Here is a 25,462-nt window from a genome sequence, read left to right on the forward strand (position 1 = left end):
TGTTTATTCTCCAAATAATAGTTGTCTGTCTCGTTGTGCTGCAGGTATTGTCCAGGCTTCGGGCACAAATTTCCAGTTGTTGTTGGGTCTGGGTTTGATGTGTTCCATCTGTTGCATCTCTTCCATCATGTAGTGGCGCAAGTCCAAAGGATATTTATGGATGATACGTTCCTCAATCTTATCTGTCGCGATGCCGGCTCCTTTCGTGATTAGTTCTCCACCGCCATTGCCTCGATAGCTATTCATTGCCACCTTGTAGGTCTTGTTCTCGTAGAAAGGCTCACCATTAGAGAGGCATAATATTCGTATCTTTTGTCCGTCAGGTTTTGTTACATCAACTTCGTAGTCAATGCCAGATGCCGAGTCAAAGTTGAAAGAAAAGTTCTTAAACCTCATGTGTTGCTGTCCATCGGTTTTTGTTTCTTGAAGAAGCAGCAAATGGTCGTTGGCATTTTGCATCGTGTTCACCCATCGTGCATAGCTCTCTTCCAAATAGTCTTTAATCTCTTTGCCTGTCATTTTCAGTACATAGAGTTTGTTTTCATACTTGTAGAGGTTAAACATATCAGCTACGGTAATATCGCCAGCTTTAATACTGCTGTCGAATGATAGTGGGGCGTTGAACGAGATGTCGGCTTTAGATATCTTGAGCATCATATTGTGAATGAAGTCTGTAAATGCTGAGTTGCCAAAATAACTGTCACGCGTGGTGATTGTATAATCGAAACGGCAGATGCGTCTGTCTGCGAATTGCTTGACGCTTTCTATCTGTTTCTGGAAATGATTAATCATGTCTTCGTCAATCTTTTCCTGGCAGATGTTGACCAATTCACCATTGATAGACTTGTGTATAATCTTGCCATCCTTGATTGTCAACTTTATGCTGGCATCTGAAATATGGGTTGATCTATTGGCAGGGTCCAAGATGAGTACCTTTTCTCCTGCAGAGTTGACAATCCATTCTTTGTTTCTGGTATGGTCGTGTCCGTAGAAAATGATATCGAATCCTGGCACTTCACGAGCAATACGAGCTGTAGCATTTTCCTCAATGCCGTTGTCTAACATGATGCCACCGTCCTTTCCGCTGTGAAAAAGACCTAATACAATGTCAGCATGCTCTATGTCTTTGACATATTTTATCCACTTGCGTGCGCTAGACACCATTTCTTGAAATGTCAGACCTTCCCATATTGACTCATGCAACCAGCATGGAATCGCTGGGGTCAGCATGCCGATAATGGCAATTTTTACCCCTTCACGTTCTATGATCGTGTATGGTTCAACATAGGATTTCCCAGTTTCTGTTTGTATAATGTTTGCCCCCAGCATTGGACATCGCACCTCTTTGATCCACTTGTCGTAAACTTGGTGACCAGTTTCAATATCATGATTACCAATAGTTTGTGCGTCATATCTCATGTAGTTTACTACAGATGCAGCTATGTTTTCCTCGTTTGTATTGACAAAATTACTCCAATAGTTCAGTGGTTGTCCTTGCAAGATGTCGCCATTGTCCAGAAGCAATAATCTGTCTCCGTAGTCTTTTCTGAGACGGTTGACATAAGTGTTTACCCTAGCCAACGTGCCCTCCAATGGTTTTCGTTCAATAAAGTCGTATGGAAAGAAGCAGCCATGAACGTCGCTGGTCTCAATAATTCTAAGATTGATGGTCTTTTCAGAGGAGTCGGCCTTGATGACCGAAGCGCATAAAAGTGACATACCTATAATAAGAAACTTCTTCATAACGATTGTCAATAATGAAATATGCCTGCAAAAATACAAAAATAGAAGGAAAGACAGCCATAAAAAGGATAAAAAATTTGAGGGCTGCCAACTAGCAACCCTCAACCAACACAAAAACTAAACTAGACTTAACTAAAGCTTATATAGGATTTTCACAAACCCTTATTAGCGTCTGCAAAGTTACGACTTATTTCCGAAACATCAAAATGTTTTTGGAATAATTTTCACTAAAAATACAAAAATGCTATAATTTTGAAGTATTATTGACCAAATATTGGTCTAAAATGGTCATTGCAGCCATTGCTTCGACAACGGGCACAGCCCTTGGTAAAACGCATGGATCGTGCCTTCCGCGAGCCGTAAAAGTTGTAGAATTTCCTTCTATATCAACGGTTGACTGTTCCCGTAGAAGTGTAGCAACGGGCTTAAAGGCCACTCTGAAATAGATGTCTTGTCCGTTGGAAAGCCCGCCTTGGATTCCACCACTATGATTTGAGGCTGTTCTGATGGTGCCTTCCGTATTGGTAAACACATCGTTTTGCTCGGATCCGCGTTGAGCGACACCGGCAAATCCTTCGCCATATTCAAATCCTTTCACGGCATTGATACTCAACATGGCGCTGCCTAATAGCGCATGTAGCTTGTCGAACTCGGGGCCTCCAAGCCCTATAGGGCAGCCTTTGATGACGCAAGTGATAATACCTCCGATCGTATCGCCATCGGCCTTCACCTGAGCTATCAGTGATTCCATTTGTTCTGCTTTCTGTTGATCGGGGCATCTCACAGCGTTGCACTCTGTCTTTGAGAGGTCATAAAGGCGATAATCGCGTTCAAGTGCGATGTTGCCAACTTGCGAAGTGTATGCCTGAATTGTTATTCCAAGTTGTCGTAAAGCCAACTTTGCCAAGGCTCCGCCTACCACACGGCTGATGGTGATGCGGGCAGAAGAGCGGCCACCACCGCGATGGTCGCGCGTACCATATTTATTATAATAGGTGAAATCGGCATGTGAGGGTCTGAAAATGGTGCGCAGATTCTCATAGTCTTGAGAATGTTGGTTCTGGTTGCGCACAATAAACCCTATAGGTGTACCTGTAGATACACCTTCAAAAACGCCACTTAGCAGTTCGACTTGGTCGGGTTCCTTACGCGACGTTGTGATTGCACTCTGCCCTGGGCGACGACGGTTCAATTCTTGTTGGATGAACTCCATGTCGATTGTGATGCCAGCAGGCATGCCATCGACAACACCTCCTATGGCAGCACCATGGCTTTCGCCAAAGGTAGTCAGTGTAAATATGTGTCCGAATGTGTTCACTTATTTAATGGTATTTGGCTAAACTATTAATATCAATGACAACCATTGCCGCAGTTTCCACCGCAGCCTCCACCGCATTCGCCGCCACAACCGCCACCGCAGTTGCCGCATTCGCCACTCAGATGATTGAGTAGCTTCTGGATTTCTTCGTTGGTAGCCTCGCGATTTTCCAGCACATTGCCTGTAAATTGCAGGGTTTTTCCAGCCAATGGATGATTAGTGTCGAGTGTGACGCCATCGGCTTCAACCTTATCGACGCGCACCATGAAGCGCTTCTCCTCGCTGTCCATCATGGTGATGACGGCACCTGGGAAGATGTTTGTTTCGTCGAACTTACCGTTTACCTCGAAAATTTCGCGTCCTACCTTATGTACACCCTCAGGCTGATATTCACCGAAAGCCTCGGCAGGAGCCAGTGTGAAATCGAATGATGCGCCAGCCTCCAAATCGATAAGGCGGTTCTCGAAGCCATCCAGAGAGAAGCCGAAGCCGCTGATGAAATTGAACGGACGGTCTTTCTGCGTTTCTTCTTCTAGATTCTTGGTGCCCTCTTTGTCGATAGAGTAGAGCTGATAGCTCACAGAGATGTACTTGTTCTGTTTCTTGTCCATTTCTTGTTGATTGTTATATAATTGCCTTGCAAAGGTACGAATTTATTCATAATTATTTGCAAGTAGAACTAATAAATAATCTTAAGTCAGACTCTCAAAAGGGTTTGATTGTTGATTTTCGTCAATAAAAGGGACTGTTATCGCACACAATTGCAAAAAATCCATTGCCACTTCATAAAAACATCATACCTTTGCATCGTCAAAAGGAAACAAATCCTGATGACTAAGGATAACAAAAAGGATAACATTAAAAGAAAGTAAGGACTTGAAAGGGATTTATAAAGTAGAAAAAAAAGAAAAAGGATAACCAACACACCCTGAAGGTTCTGAGTAAAAAAAGAAAGGAAAGAAATTATGAAAAAGATTGTTTTGATGGTTGTAGCAATGTTGAGCATGACAATGACTTATGCAGAGAATGAGAACAACAATGCAACTCTGAATGCTGATGCTTACAATATGAACATCAACATGCGTAAGTTAGCCGTAACATTGGGTCTGAATGGCGATCAGATGGAGGCTGTTGAGGACATTCACAACAACTTCTGCAACGAGATGAAGTTGGCAGCTGCTGCAAACAGCGACGAGCGCGCGGCTTTGGTTGACAATGCAGTACGCAAGGATATCCGTTATATGCACTACGTTCTTGACCGCAAACAGTACAGAACATACTTGATGCTGCTCAACGTAACACTGCAGAATCGTGGTTTGAAATAATAGTTTTAAGTGAATAATATTAACTGAAGGTTACAGGAGGTGCACTCTTCGTGGGGTGCGCCTCTTGTTTTTTTTATTGAATTGCTTGGAATCTTCAATATTAATGACTAATTTTGTTGCCAAAATAATATTGAGCACATGAAAAATATTCGTATCATTCTTTTGGCGCTGGTGTCGTCTGTCTTGTTTGGATGTGGTACCACATCAACAGTGCCCATCACGGGGCGTAAGCAGAATTTGTTGGTTAACGACCAAGAGGTACTGACACTCTCATACCAACAATACCAGCAGTACATGCAAAGTGCAAAACCATCGACCAATGCCAGCAATGTGGCAATGGTGAAGCGAGTGGGGCAGAATCTGGCCAATGCTGTGGTGAAATATCTGAATGCGCATGGTTTAGGCAATGAAGTGTCGCAATATCAGTGGGAATTCAATTTAGTTCAGGAACGTTCGGTTAATGCTTTTTGTATGCCTGGAGGAAAGATTGTGGTGTATGAAGGACTTTTGCCCGTGACGCGCGACGAATCATCTCTGGCTGTTGTACTTGGTCACGAGATTGCACATGCTGTTGCCAAGCACTCGGCTGAACGACTGAGTAACGAGTATAAGAAACAATATGGCGTGTCGTTATTGGGTGTAGGTGCACAGATGGCAGGTGCCAGTGATGGCATGACCCAGTTGTTGGGGTTGGGCGCATCGTTGGGATCCTCATTGTGGACTTCAGGATTCTCGCGCAAGCAGGAGAGCGAGGCCGACCGCATGGGATTGGTCTTTGCTGCAATGGCGGGTTACGATCCACAGACAGCAGTTGCCTTCTGGCAGCGTATGGCTGCTCAGTCATCGGGGTCGGGGGGCTTATTTAGCGATCACCCTTCCGATGAGAAGCGTATTAAAGACATTCAGAAGTGGTTGCCCGAGGCCAAAAAGTATTATAGTTCGAGCACATCTGCGCCTAAAACGACAAAGACACTGCATATCTCCAGTAAAAAGTTGTCTAGGAAATAGTTAATGATCTTGGATGTTAAAGTGCCATTTTGCATCGTGCAAAGTGGCACTTTAATCATAGTAAAGTGGCATTTTGTGTTGAAAGCGTCACTTTGTGTAAGACGGGTTTCTTAAATAATCTTGCAAATCGATGGGTAGTTTCACGATTACGGAAGATTTTAGCTAATTTTGCATCAAGAACAATACAGATGATAATGAAACAGAAACTTTTATTCGTGGCTTTGTGTGTGGCACTTTCAGGCCATGCACAAACAAAAGATGGTGGCATCTCAGACAAGATGCTTAGAGAAATACAGAAAGAAAACAATCTCAGTGGCACTGAGCGTGCCTTGGTGAACGCCATCGCTGCCAATGCTATCGACAATCTGGCATTGAACCATCAGAATGCAAAAGCGTTGAATACACATTTTAGTGTAGAGACGAAGTCGCAATCAATCACTGACCAACAGCAATCTGGTCGTTGCTGGATGTTCAGCGGCATGAACGTGTTGCGCAATGATTTCAATCTGCGTACAGATTCGCTGACGGTGGAGTTCTCGCAGGCGTACCTGTTCTTTTGGGATCAGTTAGAGAAAGCCAACCTGATGTTGCAGGGCATTATAGATACCGCCGACAAACCTATTGACGATCAGCGTGTACAGTTCTTTTTCCACAATCCCATTGGCGACGGCGGCACATTCTGTGGTGTTGCCGACCTGGCAGACAAGTATGGATTGGTGCCTAAAGAGGTAATGCCAGAGTCTTTCTCCAGCGACAATACCTCGAAAGCTCGCCAGTTGGTGTCTTCTAAACTGCGTGAGTATGGTTTGCAGCTGCGTGATATGGTTCAGAAGGGAAAGAAAGGTGCCTCTTTGGATAAGGCAAAAACTCGCATGTTGGCACAAATCTACCGCATGTTGCAGTACACCATTGGTGAGCCTCCACAGACGTTTAGCTATGCTTTCTGCAACGAGAAAGGTATGACTGTAGGCGAAGCAAAGGAATACACGCCAATCTCCTTCTATCAAGAGGTGGTAGGTAAACCACTTAACGGAACCTTTATCATGGTGATGAACGACCCTCGTCGCGAGTATTACAAGACCTATGAGGTGGACTACGATCGCCATACCTACGATGGTCACAACTGGAAATATGTCAACCTGCCGATGGAAGACATCGAGCAGATGGCCATCAGCGCTCTAAAGGCAGGTCACAAGCTCTACAGTTCCTATGATGTGGGCAAGATGTTGGACCGCAAACGTGGCTATGCAGACACCGAGAATTTTGACTATGGCGCACTCTTTGGCACATCGTTCGCAATGAATAAGGCCGAACGCATCTCGACTTTCGATAGCGGTTCTACTCACGCCATGACCCTGACGGCAGTTGATCTTGACAAGAAAGGCAATGCCACCAAATGGAAGGTGGAGAACTCTTGGGGTGCTGCGTGGGGACAAAAGGGGTGTTTGATTATGACCGACCGTTGGTTCCGCGAATATATGTTCCGCCTTGTTGTGCCCAATGAGTTTGTACCTAAGAAGGTGATGCAAGCCTATCAGTCAGCTCCTGTGATGGTGATGCCCGAGGATCCTCTGTTCCAGATGGATGAGTAATCATGGGGCATTAATCCTCAACGAGGCACAATCTATGAGGAATCTCATTTCCCTCGCTTGTTTTCTGGAATCGCACATACGCCATGAGTACAGCGAAACTCATGGCGTATGTTGCTTAATGTGGTCACTTCTCGAGTGCATCAAACAACCGTTCGAGTGCCACATCAGCGTTTCCGTCGGCTTCGTTCAGCAGTGAGACAAACTTAGAGCCGATGATGGCCCCCGCAGCGTTGTCTTGTGCTGCCTTGAGTGTCTGCGCATTACTGATGCCAAAGCCTATCATGCGTGGATTACGTAGGTTCATAGCATTGATGCGACGGAAGTAAGCCTGCTTCTGTTCGTCGAAATTACTTTGTGTGCCGGTGATGGCTGCCGATGATACCATGTAGATAAACCCATCGGTATGTTCGTCAATAAAGCGGATACGTTCTTCGCTGGTCTCGGGTGTGATGAGCATGATGATGCGCAAGTCGTACTTGTCGGCAATCGGTTTGACGGTGTTCATATAGTCATCAAAGGGCAGGTCGGGGATGATTGCTCCGCTGACACCAGCCTCAACGCACGACTGACAGAAAGCCTCTATGCCATAATGCAGAATGGGATTGAGATAGCCCATCAGCACCAGCGGTATCTCTACTTGTCCTTTGATGCTCTTCAGCTGCGAGAAAAGCAATTTCAGACTCATACCATTCTTTAGCGCCTTGGTGGCTGCCCCTTGAATGACAGGACCGTCGGCCAATGGGTCGCTAAACGGAATGCCTACTTCAATCATGGCAATGCCGCGACGCTGCATGCTGAGAATGACTTCGGCAGTGTTATCGAGGGTAGGGCATCCTGCACAGAAATAGAGTGAAAGGAGCTTCTTGTCCTTGTTATTTTCAAAAAGATAGTTAATCTTGTTCATAGCGTTTGAATGAATTGTTTGAGTTGTTTGATATCTTTTAGTCCGGGAGTAGTCTCGAAACGCGAGTTGAGATCTATACCTGCGCATTTTGGATGATAGAAGTTTTTAACTTTTTCTGCATCATCAGGACCTATACCACCGCTGAGCAGAAAAGGCGTATGGCCATTGTAAGCTACCAGCACATCCCAGTCAAATTTCTCACCGTTGCCACCTACAGACTTGCCCTTTGTGTCGAAAAGGAATAACTTGACAAGGCCTTCGTAGTCTTTCGTTTGTGCAAAGTCGTCTGCGGAGGCAATGTTAAAGGCTTTGATGAGTGGCCATTCTCTCAGTTGACAGGCGTATTCAGGCGATTCAGTTCCATGCAGTTGTATGTAATCAAGACTGTATTCGACAGCAATCCTCTTGACCGTTTCAATGTCTTCATCAACAAAAACACCTACACGTTTGACCTTTGTTGGAAGATAGCTGGGTGGGGTGCTAACATACCTCTTTGACTTTGGCCAAAAGATGAAGCCCATCAAATCGATGCCCAAGGCCTCTGCCTGGCGGATATTTTCCGCCTCTCGCATTCCGCAAACCTTAATCATAGCATAGAAATAAATTCGTTGAGAGCCTCACCAGGGTTTGGGGTCTTCATGAAGTTTTCGCCAATCAAGAAGCCACGGAATCCTGCCGAACGAAGAAGCTTGACTGTATTTGTGTCTGAGATGCCACTTTCGCTGACTTTTACAGCGTCTTTTGGTAGTAGTTCAGCCAGTCGAAACGAATTCTCGACATCGGTGATAAACGACCCAAGGTTACGATTGTTGATGCCACAGACGTCGGGTTCCAGTTCGGCATACTCCAGTTCTGCTTCGGAGTGCATCTCCAGTAACACCTCTAAACCTAACGAATGTGCCTTGTCCAGTAGCTGTTTGCATTCTTGTTTCGTCAGACAGGCAGCAATCAGCAGCACGGCTGAGGCTCCGCAAAGGGCAGCAGCGTAGAGTTGAGCCTCGTCGATGACGAAGTTCTTATAGAGAATAGGCAACGTGACACCGCTTTGACGCGCCAGACGAATATACTCGTCCGATCCACCGAAGTAGTGCTCGTCTGTCAGTATTGAGAGCGCAGCAGCACCGTTCTGCTGATAGCTCAGCGGAATGATATCGGCACGTCCCTCTTGCTTTATCCATCCTTTTGAAGGTGACCGGCGTTTGAATTCGGCAATGATGCCCGTCTCGCTCTGAAGCAGCGCCTCTCGCAAAGAAGGCTTCTTTGCGCAAAGGCGTTCCAGCTCCAGATGTTTATGGGCAACGATTTCTTTTAGAATATCTTGCATCATGTTATTTCTTCGTTATTGTGTTGTCGCGATATCAACTGTTGTCTTGAGAATAGTTTAGCTATTCAACTCAACAAACTTCTTGAAGGTCTTCAGTGCATTACCACTGTCAATACTCTCGCGGGCTATCTCAATGCACTCCTCAATGCTCTTCTTGCCTTGTTCCAATACCTGGATACCAAAGGCAGCGTTAGCCAGTACGATAGTCTTCTGAGCTGGCAGTGCACGATTTTCAAGAACAGAGTCGAAGATAGCTGCAGCTTCTTCCTCGGTGGCACCACCTACTAATTCTTCGGGTTTTGCAATGTCGAAGCCCAAATCCTGTGGTTTAAAGATACGTTCGTATTCTTTTGTCGTCACTTTGAAGTCGCCTGTGAGTGATATCTCGTCGTAGCCATCAATAGAGTTGACGATACCATAGTCGATGCCTAACTTCTGATAAACGCTGTTGTAAAGGCGCATCTGATCAAGATTAGCCACGCCAAGCAATTGACACTTGGGTTGAGAGGGGTTGACGATGGGGCCCAACAGATTGAAAATGGTGGGGAATTGTAGAGCTTTACGGATAGGACCGACGAACTTCATTGCCTTTGCAAAGAGCTGCGCATGAAGGTAAACAATTCCGGCTTCGTTCAGCGAGCGGTTCAGTTTGTCGATGTCGTCGGTAAACTTAATGCCATGATGTTGAATCACATTGCTGGCTCCCGAAACCGATGTGGCAGCATAGTTACCGTGCTTGGCCACCTTATAACCGGCGCCTGCTATGACAAAGCAAGAGGTTGTAGAGATGTTGAACGTATTTTTGCGATCGCCGCCAGTTCCTACTACGTCAATATAGCGGTCAGCTTCGAGAATAGCCGGAACACCTGTTTCAAGAATACCATCGCGGAATCCCAACAGTTCATCGACCGTGACACCACGCATTTGCAAGCAGGTCAGCAGGGCAGTGATTTGTTCGTTGGGGTATTCACTCTGTGTAATACCAATCAGAATTGATTTCATCTCCTCACGAGTCAGTTCCTCGTGGTTCAGCAACCTAAAGAGGTAGCTTTTCATTGTCTGTTCCATCTTTTTTGTGTTTGTATGTTATAAGAATAAGAAGTTCTGTATCATTTTCTTTCCGTCGGGTGTCAGCACGCTCTCCGGGTGAAACTGAATGCCGCGGATGTTGAGTGTCTTGTGGCGCAGGGCCATGATCTGTCCTTCATCGCTGACGGCAGTCACTTCAAGACAACTGGGAAGGTCGGTCTTTGATACTACCCATGAATGGTAGCGGCCGATGGTGATGTCGCGCTCGATGCCACTGAAGATGGGGTCTTCAGCTATGATATGGCAGGGGGTCGCCACACCATGAAAGACATCCGAGAGATTCTCCAACTTGGCGCCAAAGACTTCGCCTATGGCTTGGTGACCCAAGCAAACACCCAGTATGGGCTTCTTGTCGGCATAGGTGCGAATGACGTCGAGCAATAGGCCTGCCTCTGAAGGAATGCCAGGTCCTGGCGAGAGCACAATCTTGCTGTATTGCTCCAGGTCTGCGAGTTCAAACTGGTCGTTGCGCAGCACAGTAACTTCTGCACCCAGTTCTTTAATCAGGTGACTCAGGTTGTATGTAAATGAGTCGTAATTATCTATAATGACGATTTTCATAATTCTGTAGCTTTAATGATAGCTCTTCGTAAAGCACCAAGTTTGTTGTTCACTTCTTGTAGTTCATATTCCTCGTCGCTCTTGGCCACAATGCCGCCACCAGCTTGGAACCACAGTTCACCGTTGCGGCTGACAAAGGTGCGGATGGTGATGGCCTGGTTCAGCGAACCGTCTAATCCAATCATTCCAATGCAGCCACCGTAGGCACCGCGATTGTGTGGCTCGTATTCTGAGATGAGTTGCATGGCGCGAACCTTGGGCGCTCCTGAGAGCGTACCAGCTGGGAATGTGTCGATGAAAGCCTTGATGGGGTCGGCATTATCGTCTAACTCACCACTGACGCGCGATACAAGATGGATGACGTGAGAATAATACTGCAGGTCTTTGTAGAAATCAACCTTCACGTTGTGACAGTTTCTCGAAAGGTCATTACGAGCCAAATCTACCAACATCACATGCTCGGCATTCTCTTTGGGGTCGTTGCGCAAATATTCGGCACCTCTGCGATCGGCCTCAGCATCGCCAGTTCGTTTGGTAGTACCGGCAATAGGGTCAATGTATGCCCTTGAGCCCTCTATGCGGCAATGGGTCTCAGGACTTGAACCGAAGATGCGGAAACCGCCAAAGTCGAAATAAAACAAGTAAGGGGAGGGGTTGATGCTGCGTAAAGCCCGATATAGCTTAAAGTCGTCACCCTCATACTTCTGGATAAAACGGCGCGAGAGAACAATCTGAAAGACGTCGCCCCGCAAACAGTGCTGAATGCCGCGACGAATGTTTGCTTTGTGTTCTTCGTCAGTCAGTGTAGAGGTTACGTCTCCAACGGGATGGAAATCATAGGCCTTAACATTGGCTTTGTTCATTGCCTTCAGTATGTTGTCAATGTCTTTCTTCTCACCAAGTGTCACGACCTTCAGCATATTGTTATGGTGGTCGAAGACGATGACGGTCTTAAAGAGTATATACAACAAGTCTGGTGCGTCGTTCTTGGCTTGTGTCTCGTCTTTCACGGGGATGTCTTCAAAGTAACGAACGGCATTGAAACTGGTGTAACCAAAAAGACCGCACAAGCTGCTGTCTTCTCCGTTTACCTTGATGCAGTCTATCAACTCGTGGATTGCTTCTGCCGATTGGTAGCTTTTGTCTATGTTGTGTTGTGTGGTGTTGCCATCGGGGAAGACTATTGATGCAACACGATGGCCGATGGCAACACTGGCGATGGGGTTGATGCCGATAAACGAACGAGAGTTCGCTGCATCGTGATAGTCGGAGCTTTCCATCAGTGCACTCTGAGGATAGAGGTCGCGTAGTCGCATATACACGCCAACGGGTGTGTAAAGGTCGGCCAAAATCGTTTGACTTTTTGTCTGATAATGATAAATCTTTTCCATGATTACAATACCATGTCTTTATTGTTTAGGTAAGTCTCTATATCTTTGTCGCCACGTCCGCTTACGGTGAGTACCACTACATCTTGAGGGTTGAACGACAGTTTTGAAAGAGCCGCAATGGCGTGTGCGCTCTCGATAGCAGGGATGATGCCTTCCAATCGGGTCAGTTCGTAGCCACCCCTGATTGCTTCGTCATCGTTGATGGCGAGAACCTTGGTGCGTCCCTGTTTAGCCATATTGCAATGCATCGGCCCCACACCAGGATAATCGAGGCCTGCAGAAATGGTGAATGCTTCCTGAATCTGTCCGTTGTCGTCTTGCATCACCAGCATTTTGGCCCCATGCAGTATGCCTGTGGTACCCTTGTGGATGGTGGCGGCCGTGTGATCAGTCTGCCATCCGTGTCCGCCTGCTTCTGCCAATACTATTTTCACGCGCTCGTCGTCCATGTAGTGGTAGATGGTACCAGCTGCATTACTGCCACCACCAATACAGGCAATAAGGTAGTCGGGATAGTCACGACCAATCTTTTCCTCTAGCTGCCACTTAATCTCTTCAGAGATAACGCTTTGCATGCGAGCTACCAAATCGGGGTAGGGATGTGGTCCCATGGTTGACCCCACGATATAGAACGTGTCTTGTGGATGGCAGCACCAGTCGCGAATGGCCTCGCTACAAGCATCCGAGAGAGTCATGTTGCCCGTGCGAACGGGGTGCACCTCGGCGCCAAGCATTTTCATTCGTTCCACGTTGGTGTGCTGTCGCTCAACATCTGTGGCTCCCATAAAAACTTCGCACTTCATGTTCATCAGTGCACAGACGGTGGCTGTGGCTACACCATGCTGTCCGGCGCCCGTCTCCGCTATGATGCGCGTCTTTCCCATCTTCTTGGCCAGCAGAATCTGTCCTATGGTGTTGTTGATTTTGTGCGCTCCAGTGTGGTTCAGGTCTTCACGCTTCAGATACAGCTGACAGCCGTATTGCTCGCTCATGCGCTTTGCGTAGTAGAGCGGTGATGGACGTCCTACGTAGTCCTTCAGCAGAGCGTGATACTCTTTCTTGAACTCTTCGCTCTCGATAATGGGCAGATATGCCTCTTGCAGATCGTGAACGCATTTGTAGAGAATCTCGGGCACATAGGCGCCACCAAATTCGCCATAGAATCCTTTTTCGTTGACTTGATAATTGCTCATATATATATTATTGCTTTGTGTTGAATATCGGTAGTAAAATTTGAGAGGCCCATCGTAAGAACGACAGGCCTCTCAATATTTCCTTTAGCAATCTAATAGGTACACGGCTATCTTCTCACGATCTGTTGAATCTTGAGCTATGCCACCACCAATAGTTTGCTATTCTTGTCATTTTCGCTTGTTCTGTTTTTTAATTCGTTGGCAAAAGTAGTGGTTTTCTTTCAAACTGCCAAACTTTTTGCCGATTTTCTTTCTTTTTATTTGCAGATAACAATTATTTTCTACATTTTACCTTGGTCGCCCAGATAAGAGTCTTTGAAACCCAGGAAGTAGAGCACGCCATCAAGTCCGATGGTGTTGATGCTCTGTTTGGCATTGGCCACCACACGTGGTTTAGCGTGGAAGGCTATGCCTAAGCCTGCTTCCGATATCATAGGCAGGTCGTTGGCACCGTCGCCTACGGCAATGGTTTGTGCCAGGTTGACCTTTTCCACCTGTGCGATGAGTTTCAGCAGTTCTGCTTTGCGCTGTCCATCTACGATTTCGCCCACGTAGTTGCCAGTCAGTTTGCCGTTGTCGTCCACTTCCAGTTCGTTGGCATAGACGTAGTCGATGCCATATTTGCGCTGCAGATATTCGCCAAAGTAGGTGAATCCACCGCTTAGGATGGCTATTTTATAGCCGCAACGCTTCAGTATTGTCATCAGTCGGTCGGCCCCCTCCGTGATGGGCAGGTGTTCGGCAATGTCCTGCATCACGCTGACATCGAGTCCTTTCAGTAGCGACACGCGGCGTCTGAAACTCTCTTTAAAGTCTATCTCGCCACGCATAGCGCTCTCGGTGATGGCTTTTACTTGCTCGCCTACACCTGCGCGTTCGGCAAGTTCGTCGATACATTCTGTCTGAATGAGTGTGGAATCCATATCGAAGCAGATGAGGCGACGCATGCGGCGGAACATATCGTCTTTCTGGAACGAGAAGTCTATTTCCATATCGGCTGATAGCTTCATGAACTTAGATTGCATTTCCTGACGGTTGCGTGGTTCGCCGCGTAGTGAGAATTCAATGCATGCACGTACGTGTTTGCTAGGCGTTTTAATACTCTTACGTCCCGTCAGTCGAATGATAGAGTCTATGTTCAGGCCTTGGTCGGTGATGACGCGTGTGGCTGCCTCAATCTGTTTGGCTTCCAACTGTCGGCCCATCACCATGAGGATGTAGCGGTTTTTGCCCTGATGTCCCACCCAGTCTTCATATTCTTCATCGCTGATGGGCGAGAACCCAATGTTTACTCCCAACTCTGTGGCTTTGAATAGTAATTCTTTCATGACAGGCCCAGAGTTCTCTTCGTTCATGCGTATTAGGATGCCCAGCGACAATGTTGCATGTATGTCGGCTTGGCCGATGTCTAAGATTTGTGCATCGTATTTAGCTAAAATGCCCATCACTGCTGCTGTCAGTCCTGGACGGTCTTGACCAGTGATGCGTACCAATATCTGTTCTTCTTTCATAAATGGTATTATTGATGAGTTTTTTGTAGTATATAGTATTGTATTAACGATCGGGTGTTTAAGTCTTCTATAGAATATTAGTGATTTCTGCAAGCGACTTTACTTCGTATGTCACAGGGCCTTCTGCTGGATATTCTGGCCATCGGTTCAGAAAAAGGGTATCCAATCCTGCTTGTCTTGCTCCTAATATATCGGTGCTATAGTTGTCGCCAATCATGATTGTTTCTTGTCGCGAAGCTCCTGTTTGTTGGATGGCGTAATCGAAGAATAGAGGTGACGGTTTGTTGGCGCCGGCATCCTCGCTGAGAATAATGGTGTCGAAGTAGTCTTGCAGTCCGCAAGCTTTCAGCTTCTTGTACTGTACTTCATGGAAGCCGTTGCTACACATATGTAGATGATAACCCTTTTTGCGCAAATGTTGCATCAATTGGTGGGCACCCTCTACTACGCCAGGTTTCGATGAGCAGAAGTCTAAGAAGACGTCGCTGACCTGCAGGCAGAAATCTCGAAATGCGTCAGCATTGTCTTCGCAGTTTGCTTTCAGCTCAGGGCTCACGGTGAGTGGTCGGCGGAAGCGTTCCACGATGAGGTAGTCGCGTGTGATTTCGCCCTTAGCGTAGCGACTCCACAAATCAATGTTGGTGCGCCAGTATTCGTCGTAGAAGACATGAGCATCATGAAAGTAGCGTTCCAACCCGAAGTGGTCGAAAGTTTCATTCAGTGCCAGTACAGCATTGCCGTGCGTGTCGTAGAGTGTGTCATCGAAGTCGATGAAGATGTCTTTGTAGTGTTTCATTTCTTCCAAAAACGTTCTGTGATATCTTCAAAGTTGCCTTCGTCATCCTTTCGATATAGGCGTTGGTTGGTGGTTGTCTTATTGAGTGGTCCTAAGTGTCGGATGAAGGGACCAATCTTGATAAAGTCGAAGTCTTCCTTCTTGATGATGGCAGGAATGCGTATGCGTCCGCTATACCATGCTACTTTGTATTTGGGGTACGACTCGTGGATATACTGTGCGAGCATATTCACTGATACAGGATCTGCATCGCCTCCCATGAAGGCGATGCAGGTGATATCGTTGCCATATTTCGATACAAAGTCGTCGATAGCTTCGGTATTAAGAGGTAGGCCAATGTCTTCCCACAGATATTGGCTGTGGCAGCCAGGACAGTGACAGGGGCAATTGGATATGTTGATGGCCAACGTCACCTCGTCGGGGATCTCTTGAAAGACGATGCCTGTATTTACATATTTCAGCATATTTGATTATAATTTCTCAGCATGTGCATAGTAGCGGCGTGAGGCTTCTTCCTGTCTTGCCTGCGAGAAGTTGCTGACACGTTTCAGGTAGCCGATGATACGTGTCATGTAGTCAACGTTCTTCGAGTGGCACTTAGGACATTCGTGCAGATAGCGCTTGTCGATGTGTCCACAGTCGTTGCACACAGTGTTGGGAATGTTGAATGTGAAGTAGTTGCAACCTTCCTGTGCAGCTACCTTCAGCAGTTGCAGATATTGGTCCTTAGACAGATGTTCTTCGAGGTTCATGTGGAGTGCCGACCCACCGGTGAGGTGTTCAATGTAGGGTGCTCCATGCAGTTTGAACTTGTCGATGATGGATAGAGAGTCGTCCTCTACTACGTAGAAGTAACTGTTGTAGCAGTCACGAGGCACGAAGTAGCCATCTTCACGGTCCCACTTGGCGTGTTTCACGCCGACGTTCTCAGCAGGAATCATCTCGCAGTTGAACATGAGCTCCTTGGTGCGATACTGCTTGTTGTACTTTTCGATGAGGCCTAAGATGCCCTGCACGAACTTCTTGTAGTCGTCGTTAGGCGTAATTTTCAGTCCCATAAACTCGGCAGCCTCTACTAATCCGTTGATACCGATGGTGAGATACTGTCGGGCGATGTTGATGTAGCCGGCGTCGAACAGTGGCAGCATACCGTGATTCTGCAGTTCTTTCAGATTCTCGTTGTAGGCTATCTGTACTTTGTGGCAGAGGTCGATGACACCGCTCAAATACTCCAGGTAGTCAATGTTGTGATTCACGGCATATTGGATGCAGCGATTCAAGTTGATGGTGAGCACCGACTTCGAACCTGTTGAGACGCCACCAGCACCGAGCGTGTACGAGAAGCCGTTGTCGGTGATTTCGTTGCGCAGACGGCAACATGAACTCAGCGAGTCGGCATTGTCGCTCATGTAGGTGAAGAACGAGTGTCCCTCGCTATACATTTCGGCAGTAAACTCTCCCCATTCCTTGTCCTTGCACTCGCCATTTTCGTCAACCAGCAGTGCCATTGTCTCCACGGGGAACGTGAGCAGGGTCTTGGTGCGCTCTTTGTTGAACCACTTCATGAACCGCTTCTGCAACCAAGACAAGCCGTCCCAGTCAGGTTTCGAACCGTCGGGGAAGTAGAACTCGCCAAAGATGCTCTGGAAGTAGTATTTGTCATAGTAGGCGATGTTCCAGAATACAGCCTGATAGTTGCGGGCACCAGTGGGTTGGTTGAGCGTATATACGATCTGCTCAAAGTAGTCGGTGATGATCTTGTCTATGGTGCGCTTTTTCAGACTTAGGTCGCCCTGCTCGTCGGCACGCTTGTAGTAGTCAAGTCCGTACTCTTTGCCCAGGAAGTAGTTCATGTACATCAAGAACTCAGGTGTGGCGCAGGCACCGCTAAGCATTGAGCTGACCATAAACACCATGTTGACAAAACCTCCGGCAAACGACTTCATGTTGGTGGGGGCTGTAGAGTTACCGCCGATAGACATGGTGCCACCGATGAGCCAGGGGTACATCGTGATCGAGGCGCAGTAGTTGGCCAGCGATGTCTCGTCGTTCTTATATATAAAGTGGTGTGTCAGCTTGTCTATGTATTCGTCGGCTAACTCTTTGCCGTACATCTTCTTGATGCGGTCGGTGAGCAGACGACGGTTCAGACGTATGAAGTTCGATTTAGGAAGCTCGCCAATTAACGTGGCAATGTTCTTGTGCTCCACGTTGGCGTTGGCGTCGTATTTCGAACCAGTAGCGGCATTGACGGACTCCATGTATTCAGAAAGGAATAGCATCTTCTCCAGTGTCTCGCGATCCTCGGTGTGCTCCTGACGGTAGAGGATAAATGATTTTGCTACCTTAAAGAATCCTTCACGCATCAGGGCTTCTTCTACCTGATTCTGAATGTCTTCCACCTTAATGTCATCGTGCATGTCCAGATGACTGATAATCTTTGAAATAGTGCTAAGGTCAGCAGGTTGTTCAACACTCTCGAATGCTTTGACGATGGCATTCATAATCTTGTCTAGTGAGAATTGCTCTTTCGAACCATCTCGCTTTGTGATGGTAAAGTTCTTGATTTCCATTTCTTTTCTTTTTTATAAAGTCCGCAATATTTAGGTTGTTTTGATATGTTATCTTTTTGGTTAAGTTTTCCATTTTGGACAACTTTTTTATTTTTCATTTTCGAAAAGTTTTCCAAAACGTTCAACTTGATTCGTTTGCAAAGTTACAAATAATATCTGAAATGGAAATGCTTTTTAATGAAAAAAATGAGGGGCTAACCTCATTTTTTCCATTTTCTTGATAAACGACGAGCTTACGAGTTGTCGCGTCGCAGTTCTTCCAATCGTTGACTGATTTTGTGTAGTTCCACTGGTATGCGTATGTTCTGTGGACAGTGTTTGACGTCGATACAGTGGTTGCACATGATGCAGTGGTCTGGTTGCCGGTCGTGTGGCACGGCTCGATCCAGGCTTATCAGGTAGTTGCGTCGGTTTTTGCGGTATTCCGGGTCTCCAGCATCATTGGGCATCTTCTTGTCGATGATCCACTTGTTGTAGTGCAGGAAATTAGCTGGTATGTCAATGCCGTAGGGGCAGGGCATGCAGTATTTGCAATCGTTGCAAGGGATGGTGTCCATCTCCATCATCTGCTGAGCAATCTCTGTGTCGAGGAAGTGTTGTTCTTCTTCGGTCAGTGGCTGCAGGGGGCAGTAGGTCAGCAGATTGTCTTTCAAGTGTTCCATGTAAGTCATGCCGCTCAGCACGGTCAGCACCCCTTCTGGAGTGCCTGCGTAGCGGAAGGCCCATGATGCCAGCGACTTCTGTGGCTCGCGCTCTTTCAGCTGGCTTACTACGTAGCTGGGCAGCTTCACCAGTCGTCCGCCCAGCAGTGGCTCCATGATGACGGCGGGGATGCCGCGCTTGTGCAGTTCGCCGTAGAGATACGAAGCATCAGTGTTGCGGTCGTTCATCTCGTTGGCGTAGGTCCAATCCAGGTAGTTCAGCTGTATTTGCACGAAGTCCCAGTGGTATTTGTCGTGGTTGGCAAGCAGGTAGTCGAACACCTCGACATCACCGTGGTACGAAAAACCAAGGTTGCGTATGCGTCCGGCGCGTCGTTCCTCCATCAGGAAGTCCAGCATGCCGTTGTCCAGATAGCGCTGGCTGAAGTTCTGCATGCCGCCACCGCCCACGCTGTGCAGCAAGTAGTAGTCGATGTAATCTACCTGCAGCTCCTTCATAGAGTTGTGGTACATCTCGACAGAAGCCTTGTGCGACCACAGCTTAGGGTCGAAGTTCGACAATTTGGTGGCCACGAAGAAGCTCTTGCGTGGATGGCGCTTCAGGGCGATGCCTGTGCAGCGTTCCGACTGTCCCTGACAGTACACGGGTGATGTGTCGAAGTAGTTCAGACCGTGTGCCAGTGCATAGTCCACCTGCTGGTTGATCATATCCTGGTCAAATTCCTCCGAGTCGGGCTTCTGGGGCAGTCGCATCATGCCATAGCCCAGTATCGACACCTTGTCGCCTGTGGTGGGGTTGGTGCGATAGGTCATTTGTCCCGTTGGTGGTTCACCGACGTTGTCGGTCTGCTCAATTCTTTTCTTTCCTGTGCAGGCGGCCAGCGTGGCAGCAGCCCCCATCCCCATATATTTTAGAAAATCTCTTCTGTCCATCTCTTTTCCTTGTTATGATTAGTTAGATCATCTTGTGTACTTCGTGTCCCTCCACGTGGATGGCCGATAGCGGGCGTACGGGGCAGAGGTGCTCGCAGGCTCCGCAGCCGATGCAAATCTCCTCGTTGACGGCAGGTACATAGTTCGACTCCTCGTTGTTGGGGTCCACTGGCACCATCTCAATAGCGCCGGCAGGACAGTGGCGCTCGCAGTTGCCACATTCAGCTTCGCCCAATGCCGAGATGCAGAAGTCGGCAGCCACCACGGCGTGGCCTATCTGTATGCTCGACTTCTCGATGGCGTCCAGAGGCTTGATGGCGCCTGCGGGACATACGTCCGAGCAGCGCGTGCACTCTGGGCGACAGAAGCCGCGTTCGAACGACATCACGGGTTGCATGAGGTGCATCATATCAGTAGAGGGGCGCAGTATGCCGTTGGGACATTCCGATACACACAACTGACAGCCAGTGCAGCGCTGCGCCATATTTTTCAACGACAGAGCGCCAGGGGGCACCAGTGGGGTGGTGCGTGTGGGAGCCTTCTTTTCTACGATGTCGGCTAGTCCGCCATCTACCAGCGCTTCTGTCTCCTCAGCCATTGCGGCAGTAGCCATCAGTGCAGAGGTGAGCAGGAACGAGCGACGCGAGAGACCATTAGCATCTTTATCCTCCTTCTTTTTCTCCGTCTTGTTAAAACCGGTTGTGTATTTCAGTGCGCCAAACTTGCAACTGTCTATGCAGTCGCCACATACCACGCAACGCGAATAATCTACCTGATGATTCTTGAAGTCGATGCAGGCAGCCTTGCAGTTCTTGGTGCACAGTGAGCAGTTGCGGCATTTGCTCTTGTCGAAGCGCACTTTCAGCAGCGAGAAGCGCGACAGTAGTGACAGCGCGGTGCCCACAGGGCAGACGGTGTTGCAGTAGGTACGGCCGTTTCTCCATGCCAGCACTGCCAACACAGCCAGCGTCAGCAGGGCGATGATGAACACAGGCAGCGATCGCATCCATACGTCCACGCTGTAGAAGGTGTAGCTCTCGTAGTGCTCGGCCACGGCAGCCAGAGCGTTGTTGCCCAGCATCCACAGTGGCTGCAGCAGTGTGGTGGCTATGCGGCCAAAGGCCGAGTAGGGCGCCAACAGCTGCACCAGCGTGCCAACGCCTGCGATCAAGGCTGCAATGAAGATGCCAAGCATGCTGTAGCGTAACCACGACAGGGCTTTGGAATAAGTATAGCGGTTCTTCTTAGATTTCTTACCTAACCATCCGAATATGTCTTGCATGATACCCAGAGGGCAAATCACCGAACAGTAGATGCGGCCGAATATCAGTGTGGTTATAGCCAGCAGGACGATGACTGCAACATTGACGGCCAGCACGGCCTCCAGTACCTGCATTTTGGCAATCCATCCTAGATAGAGGTGCAGTGTGCCGGTAAAGTCGAGAAACAGCAGTGTGAGTCCTGCGAGGCAGGTGATTCCAAGTATTTTTCTTGTTTTCTTTAGCATAGAAACGAGGGTCTTTTTATATGGTGCAAAGATATGAAATAAAGTTGAGAATGCCAAACAAAGCTCTTCCTTTTTGTAGGTTTGTATGCGATAAAGAGGACTGCAGGCTGCTGAAATTTCCTGTTTGGCTTCTTTCGCCAGTTAACAGTATCACTTTTAGCTCCTAATTCGGGCCCTCTTGCCGGCTTAAATGGCCGTTTTAGATTCACGATGCAAAGATACAACACTGGTTTTGCGGTTTACGAATACTTTGGCAAGAAATCGAAAAAAATATGGGGAGGGCAACTTTTCTAGGGTAGTACAAAAAGCGCTGCACTGTTGCAGTGTTGCAGTTCTCGAAAGGGTGTGTATATACTCGAAAAATACTTCTATATTTATATATAAATATAGAGTTAAATTTTGATATATACAGTAGTTGTTTTTATAACTGCAACGCTGCAACGCTGCAACACGAGAGCTATCAACTTTTTCTAGGGAAGTACACGCAATGCCACAAACGTGCCATCGTGCCATCGTGCCATTTTGTTTTTTCAAAGTTGGGGAGTCTTCGTAGAAAAGGTGTTTAAATATTTATATATAATATTATATATTATAATATATAATATTATATATAAATATCAATAGACAAGATTAACACAAACTTTTGATTTTCGAAATGGCACGATGGCACGATGGCACGAAACAAGGACAAGACAGGTAGCGAACATGAATAGTGCTTACAGAAAAATATATCAAAATAATTACCAAAATATTTGCGTATCTCAGATATTTTTAGTACCTTTGCTGGTGCATTCAAGAAATAGCAAATCATGAGTTTTCTAGGGGCAAATGAGCGCTTTTCTGAGGGCAAATGAATCATTAACTTTCTAACCATTAAAAACACACGAAAAATTATGGCAAAACTTAGAATCAAAAAGTATGTGAACCAGGTGAAGAACTCGAAGATGTTCGGTAAGTGGTACGGACGCGTGAACTACAACGATACGCTCTCTACCGACGACCTGTGCCGCCACATCTCCAAGCACGGCACCATCTACACCTCCGATGTGGTGAAGGGTGTCATCGAGCGCTTTGTGCTCTGCTTCGAGGAACTGCTGCACGAGGGCTACAAGATCAAGCTCGACGGTCTGGGCACGTTCTCGCTGAAGATGAGTACCTGCGGTGCTGAATCGGCGGAGGAGTTCGGAGTGCAGAACATCAAGCACCTGCAGGTGAAGTTCAATGGCGACAAGAAGAAGTTCTCGGAGTACGCTAGTCCTACGTTCAAGAAGAACGCTCGCTTCGAGATTGAGCCTGATGCGAGTGAAAATGAAAAGGAGCAGGGGGAGAATGAGGACTAACCCCTCAAACCCCTCCCGCAGAGAGGTTTGGCCTGCTTCGCAGGGAAGGTATAGCTCGACGGCCGACAGGGAAAGTCAAATTTTTCAAAATTGAAAACAAAATTTCTCATTTTTATTTTCTTTCTCGCCTGACACAAGCCGAAGGGATATAAATCTCTGTTTAATTTTGAATCAAATTTTGAATAATTTCCCGCCGCAGGCGGCCCCAAATCGTAATTAACCAAATTAACCGAATAATACTATGAAGAAACTAGAAACTTGGAAGTTTGTATTGCAAACTGTTATCGCCATCCTTACGGCTATCGCCACCAGCCTCGGCGTGGCAAGTTGTATGAATTAGGAACCCCTCCCCATCCCTCCCAAGGGGAGGGGGTTGGAAGTAAGAAAGTCTCCCCCTTGGGGAGATTTAGAGGGGGTTGGTTGACTACGTAGGCACTCCCCTCCCTTCAAGGGGAGGGGCAGGGGTGGGGTCTGTATCTCCATTGGCAGTTAGAACAATACTGACCCCACCCCCGACCCCTCCCCTACATGGGAGGGGAGGAAAACAACACAACACAACGACCCCACCCCGACCCTCCCAAGGGGAGGGGGAGGTAAGAAAGTCTCCCCCTTGGGGAGATTTAGAGGGGGTTGTTCTTTTTGGAAATTTTGACAATGAAGATACTGATTTCGTAGAGCAGGGCGATGGGAAGTGATACAAGAAGAAGGGTGAAAACATCGGTGGTGGGGGTGATGATGGCTGCCACTACGAGGATGGCGACGATAGCATGGCGACGATAGCGGGTCATCAGGGTGGGGGAAATGACCCCCAGACGACCAAGGATGGCACAGACCACGGGCAACTCGAAGACGACGCCCATGACCAGACTCATGGATACGAGCGTGTCGGCATAGCTCTGAAGCGTGAGCATGTTGCTGACATTAGGGCTGACCTGGTAGGTGCCCAGAAAACGCACAGTGAGAGGGAATATGAGCATGTAGCACACGAGTGTGCCCAGCATGAACATCAGGTAGCCCGATAGCGTGATCCACAACGCAACACGGCGCTCCTGGCGGTAGAGTCCTGGCGAGATGAAGCGGAACAGCTCAAACAACACGTAAGGCGCAGCACATAGCAAGCCGGCATACATGGACATGCGCATGTGTGTCATGAATTGTTCGGTGAGCCCCGTATTGATCAGATGTAGCGTAAAAGGTTCGGTGTGCAGCCAGCGAAATGTGACAAACTGACTGCTGCTGGGCGCCAGTACCAGTGCAAAGAGCCAGTCCTTCAGACAGAAGACCACCGTGCCCACGGCCACTACCACGCCAAGCGAGCGAAGAATCACCCAGCGCAGGATGTCGAGATGCTGCCAGAAGGTGGCTGCCTCGTTATTTCTCATCCCCTTTCGCTTGGTCTTCGATGTCAGATTTCACGTCGCCAACTTCGTTCATGCCCTCTTTGAAGCTTTTCACGCCTTTGCCCAAACCACGCATCAGTTCGGGAATCTTTGAGCCACCAAAGAGCAGCAATACGATGAGGGCGATGAAGAGCAACTCTGGTGCACCCAGCCCTAAAAGCAGTAATGTTTTTGTTGCTAACATAAAAATAATATGATTTAAATCATCGGGACAAAGGTACGCATTTTAATTCTTTTTTCGTAACTTTGCACACAAAATTTTAAGCATACAATCATGGGATTCTGGAAAATGTTGTTGGGTGGTAGTACTGAAACCCCCGAGGAAGAGAAAAAAAGTGTCGAAGCCAAGCAGTTCGACCTGTTGAAGTATGATGGCGTCAAGGCCATGCGTATGGGGCAGTTTGACTATGCTGTGAAGTGCTTTCGCGAGGCGTTGAAAATACAAGAAGACCTGGAAGTGCGCGACTATCTGTCGCAGGCACTCATACATCAAGGACAGTTGGCAGAGGCTGTGGCTGAGCTAAAGGCACTGCATCAGTTGGCCCCCGACAACGTTGAAGTGCTGTTGCAGGCAGCCCATGTGGCCTATATGCAGGAAGACTATGACGAGATGGACAATCTGTGTCAGCAGGCCTTGGCGATAGATGAAACTCATTCACGCGTACATTATTTAATTGCTCAGGCTTGTGCAGGTCGTGGAGACGTGATTGGTGCCATCGCCAGGTTGACGAAGGCCATTGTGCTGGAACCCGACTTTGCTGATGCACGTCTGTTGCGTGCTCAAGTCCTGACCAAGATGGGAGAGGTGAAGGGAGCCAAGGAAGATGTCGATTGGCTGATGGCCCACAATGCCGATCATGAAGACGTGGTGCTGGCTGCTGCCCGACTGGCCCAAGCTGCTGGGCAAAGCTCTGAGGCGTTGAACTTGTATGACAAGCTGATAGACATGAACCCCTTCCATCTTGAAGCCTATCATGAGCGCGGTCGGCTGCGTTATGATGCAGGCGATAAGAAAGGTGCCGAGGAAGACATGCAGAAGGTGCTCGAATTGAACCCGAATGAGTTGGCCGACGTCAGCGGCGACTATTCTGCCGAAGGCGTAGAACAGCACATGAAACGCGTCTATTCAGCCATAAATCCATTTGGATTGTAAAAAAACTCGGAAAAAGTTTGGCTGTTTGACGAATTTGTTATACTTTTGCACCCGATAATTACAATTAGTAACAAAAATGACGAAATTTAATGCATACTTCTATTTTTATTATTACTTTACAAGCAATTGTGAAGCGGGT

The 25,462-nt window shown here is 47.6% G+C and carries 24 protein-coding genes; 6 read left to right on the forward strand and 18 right to left on the reverse strand.

Annotated elements, in window-relative coordinates:
• Positions 1–3: 3 nt before the first annotated feature.
• The 3 genes from L6472_RS04835 to L6472_RS04845 form a co-directional block, all read right to left on the reverse strand.
• A complete protein-coding gene (locus L6472_RS04835) occupies positions 4–1,743 on the reverse strand; it encodes a bifunctional UDP-sugar hydrolase/5'-nucleotidase (RefSeq protein WP_237807508.1) in 1,740 nt (579 codons plus the stop codon).
• A gap of 244 nt (positions 1,744–1,987) precedes the next feature.
• Positions 1,988–3,061 (reverse strand): chorismate synthase, encoded by a 1,074-nt coding sequence (gene aroC / locus L6472_RS04840; RefSeq protein WP_237807509.1) that lies wholly within the window; start codon positions 3,059–3,061, stop codon positions 1,988–1,990.
• Between the two features lie 32 nt (positions 3,062–3,093).
• Positions 3,094–3,672 (reverse strand): peptidylprolyl isomerase, encoded by a 579-nt coding sequence (locus L6472_RS04845; protein ID WP_237807511.1) that lies wholly within the window; start codon positions 3,670–3,672, stop codon positions 3,094–3,096.
• Between the two features lie 354 nt (positions 3,673–4,026).
• Here L6472_RS04845 and L6472_RS04850 point away from each other — a divergent pair, with 354 nt between their 5' ends.
• The 3 genes from L6472_RS04850 to L6472_RS04860 all read left to right on the forward strand — a co-directional run bounded on the left by L6472_RS04850 (position 4,027) and on the right by L6472_RS04860 (position 6,986).
• Positions 4,027–4,386, forward strand: coding sequence for a hypothetical protein (locus tag L6472_RS04850; protein ID WP_237807512.1), 360 nt, complete (start codon positions 4,027–4,029; stop codon positions 4,384–4,386).
• A 138-nt stretch (positions 4,387–4,524) separates the two neighbouring features.
• A complete protein-coding gene (locus L6472_RS04855; protein ID WP_237807513.1) occupies positions 4,525–5,394 on the forward strand; it encodes a M48 family metallopeptidase in 870 nt (289 codons plus the stop codon).
• Positions 5,395–5,588: 194 nt separating this feature from the next.
• Entirely contained in the window at positions 5,589–6,986 is a 1,398-nt protein-coding gene (locus L6472_RS04860; protein WP_237807514.1) for an aminopeptidase C, read from the forward strand.
• Positions 6,987–7,110: 124 nt separating this feature from the next.
• Here the strand turns inward: L6472_RS04860 and trpA are convergent, their stop codons facing one another.
• The 13 genes from trpA to L6472_RS04925 all read right to left on the reverse strand — a co-directional run bounded on the left by trpA (position 7,111) and on the right by L6472_RS04925 (position 21,430).
• On the reverse strand, positions 7,111–7,890 hold the full coding sequence (gene trpA, locus L6472_RS04865) for a tryptophan synthase subunit alpha (RefSeq protein WP_237807515.1): 780 nt from the start codon (positions 7,888–7,890) through the stop codon (positions 7,111–7,113).
• Entirely contained in the window at positions 7,887–8,480 is a 594-nt protein-coding gene (locus L6472_RS04870) for a phosphoribosylanthranilate isomerase (protein ID WP_237807516.1), read from the reverse strand. Before L6472_RS04870 ends, trpA begins: the two co-directional genes overlap by 4 nt.
• Positions 8,477–9,214, reverse strand: a complete 738-nt coding sequence (gene trpC, locus L6472_RS04875; protein WP_237807976.1) for an indole-3-glycerol phosphate synthase TrpC — start codon at positions 9,212–9,214, stop codon at positions 8,477–8,479. Before trpC ends, L6472_RS04870 begins: the two co-directional genes overlap by 4 nt.
• Before the next feature lie 57 nt (positions 9,215–9,271).
• Positions 9,272–10,270 (reverse strand): anthranilate phosphoribosyltransferase, encoded by a 999-nt coding sequence (gene trpD, locus L6472_RS04880; protein ID WP_237807977.1) that lies wholly within the window; start codon positions 10,268–10,270, stop codon positions 9,272–9,274.
• Positions 10,271–10,300: 30 nt separating this feature from the next.
• Positions 10,301–10,864 (reverse strand): aminodeoxychorismate/anthranilate synthase component II, encoded by a 564-nt coding sequence (locus tag L6472_RS04885; RefSeq protein WP_027449441.1) that lies wholly within the window; start codon positions 10,862–10,864, stop codon positions 10,301–10,303.
• The gene (locus L6472_RS04890) at positions 10,861–12,255 is read right to left on the reverse strand and encodes an anthranilate synthase component I family protein (protein ID WP_237807517.1); all 1,395 of its coding nucleotides are present in this window, start codon (positions 12,253–12,255) and stop codon (positions 10,861–10,863) included. Before L6472_RS04890 ends, L6472_RS04885 begins: the two co-directional genes overlap by 4 nt.
• A 2-nt stretch (positions 12,256–12,257) precedes the next feature.
• The gene (trpB, locus tag L6472_RS04895) at positions 12,258–13,448 is read right to left on the reverse strand and encodes a tryptophan synthase subunit beta (RefSeq protein ID WP_237807518.1); all 1,191 of its coding nucleotides are present in this window, start codon (positions 13,446–13,448) and stop codon (positions 12,258–12,260) included.
• A gap of 281 nt (positions 13,449–13,729) precedes the next feature.
• Positions 13,730–14,959, reverse strand: a complete 1,230-nt coding sequence (serB, locus tag L6472_RS04900; protein ID WP_237807520.1) for a phosphoserine phosphatase SerB — start codon at positions 14,957–14,959, stop codon at positions 13,730–13,732.
• A 67-nt stretch (positions 14,960–15,026) separates the two neighbouring features.
• The gene (locus tag L6472_RS04905; protein WP_237807522.1) at positions 15,027–15,755 is read right to left on the reverse strand and encodes a YjjG family noncanonical pyrimidine nucleotidase; all 729 of its coding nucleotides are present in this window, start codon (positions 15,753–15,755) and stop codon (positions 15,027–15,029) included.
• Positions 15,752–16,219 (reverse strand): anaerobic ribonucleoside-triphosphate reductase activating protein, encoded by a 468-nt coding sequence (gene nrdG / locus L6472_RS04910; RefSeq protein WP_237807524.1) that lies wholly within the window; start codon positions 16,217–16,219, stop codon positions 15,752–15,754. The genes L6472_RS04905 and nrdG overlap by 4 nt, the downstream gene beginning before the upstream one ends.
• Positions 16,220–16,225: 6 nt before the next feature.
• The gene (gene nrdD / locus L6472_RS04915; protein ID WP_237807525.1) at positions 16,226–18,328 is read right to left on the reverse strand and encodes an anaerobic ribonucleoside-triphosphate reductase; all 2,103 of its coding nucleotides are present in this window, start codon (positions 18,326–18,328) and stop codon (positions 16,226–16,228) included.
• 233 nt (positions 18,329–18,561) lie between these two features.
• On the reverse strand, positions 18,562–19,923 hold the full coding sequence (locus L6472_RS04920) for an aldo/keto reductase (protein ID WP_237807526.1): 1,362 nt from the start codon (positions 19,921–19,923) through the stop codon (positions 18,562–18,564).
• Positions 19,924–19,945: 22 nt separating this feature from the next.
• Entirely contained in the window at positions 19,946–21,430 is a 1,485-nt protein-coding gene (locus L6472_RS04925) for a 4Fe-4S binding protein (RefSeq protein ID WP_237807527.1), read from the reverse strand.
• 893 nt (positions 21,431–22,323) lie between these two features.
• On the opposite strand from L6472_RS04925, the gene L6472_RS04930 reads away from it, so the two are divergent.
• Positions 22,324–22,770 (forward strand): HU family DNA-binding protein, encoded by a 447-nt coding sequence (locus L6472_RS04930; RefSeq protein ID WP_237807528.1) that lies wholly within the window; start codon positions 22,324–22,326, stop codon positions 22,768–22,770.
• Positions 22,771–23,011: 241 nt separating this feature from the next.
• Positions 23,012–23,110, forward strand: coding sequence for a smalltalk protein (locus tag L6472_RS04935; protein WP_155808313.1), 99 nt, complete (start codon positions 23,012–23,014; stop codon positions 23,108–23,110).
• Positions 23,111–23,390: 280 nt separating this feature from the next.
• Here L6472_RS04935 and tatC read toward each other — a convergent pair whose 3' ends face one another.
• A complete protein-coding gene (tatC, locus tag L6472_RS04940; protein WP_237807529.1) occupies positions 23,391–24,152 on the reverse strand; it encodes a twin-arginine translocase subunit TatC in 762 nt (253 codons plus the stop codon).
• The gene (locus tag L6472_RS04945; RefSeq protein WP_237807530.1) at positions 24,142–24,354 is read right to left on the reverse strand and encodes a twin-arginine translocase TatA/TatE family subunit; all 213 of its coding nucleotides are present in this window, start codon (positions 24,352–24,354) and stop codon (positions 24,142–24,144) included. Before L6472_RS04945 ends, tatC begins: the two co-directional genes overlap by 11 nt.
• A gap of 90 nt (positions 24,355–24,444) precedes the next feature.
• Here L6472_RS04945 and L6472_RS04950 point away from each other — a divergent pair, with 90 nt between their 5' ends.
• Entirely contained in the window at positions 24,445–25,323 is an 879-nt protein-coding gene (locus tag L6472_RS04950; protein WP_237807532.1) for a lipopolysaccharide assembly protein LapB, read from the forward strand.
• Positions 25,324–25,462 lie beyond the last annotated feature (139 nt).

The organism is Prevotella sp. E13-17, from assembly GCF_022024035.1.
GTDB lineage: Bacteria > Bacteroidota > Bacteroidia > Bacteroidales > Bacteroidaceae > Prevotella.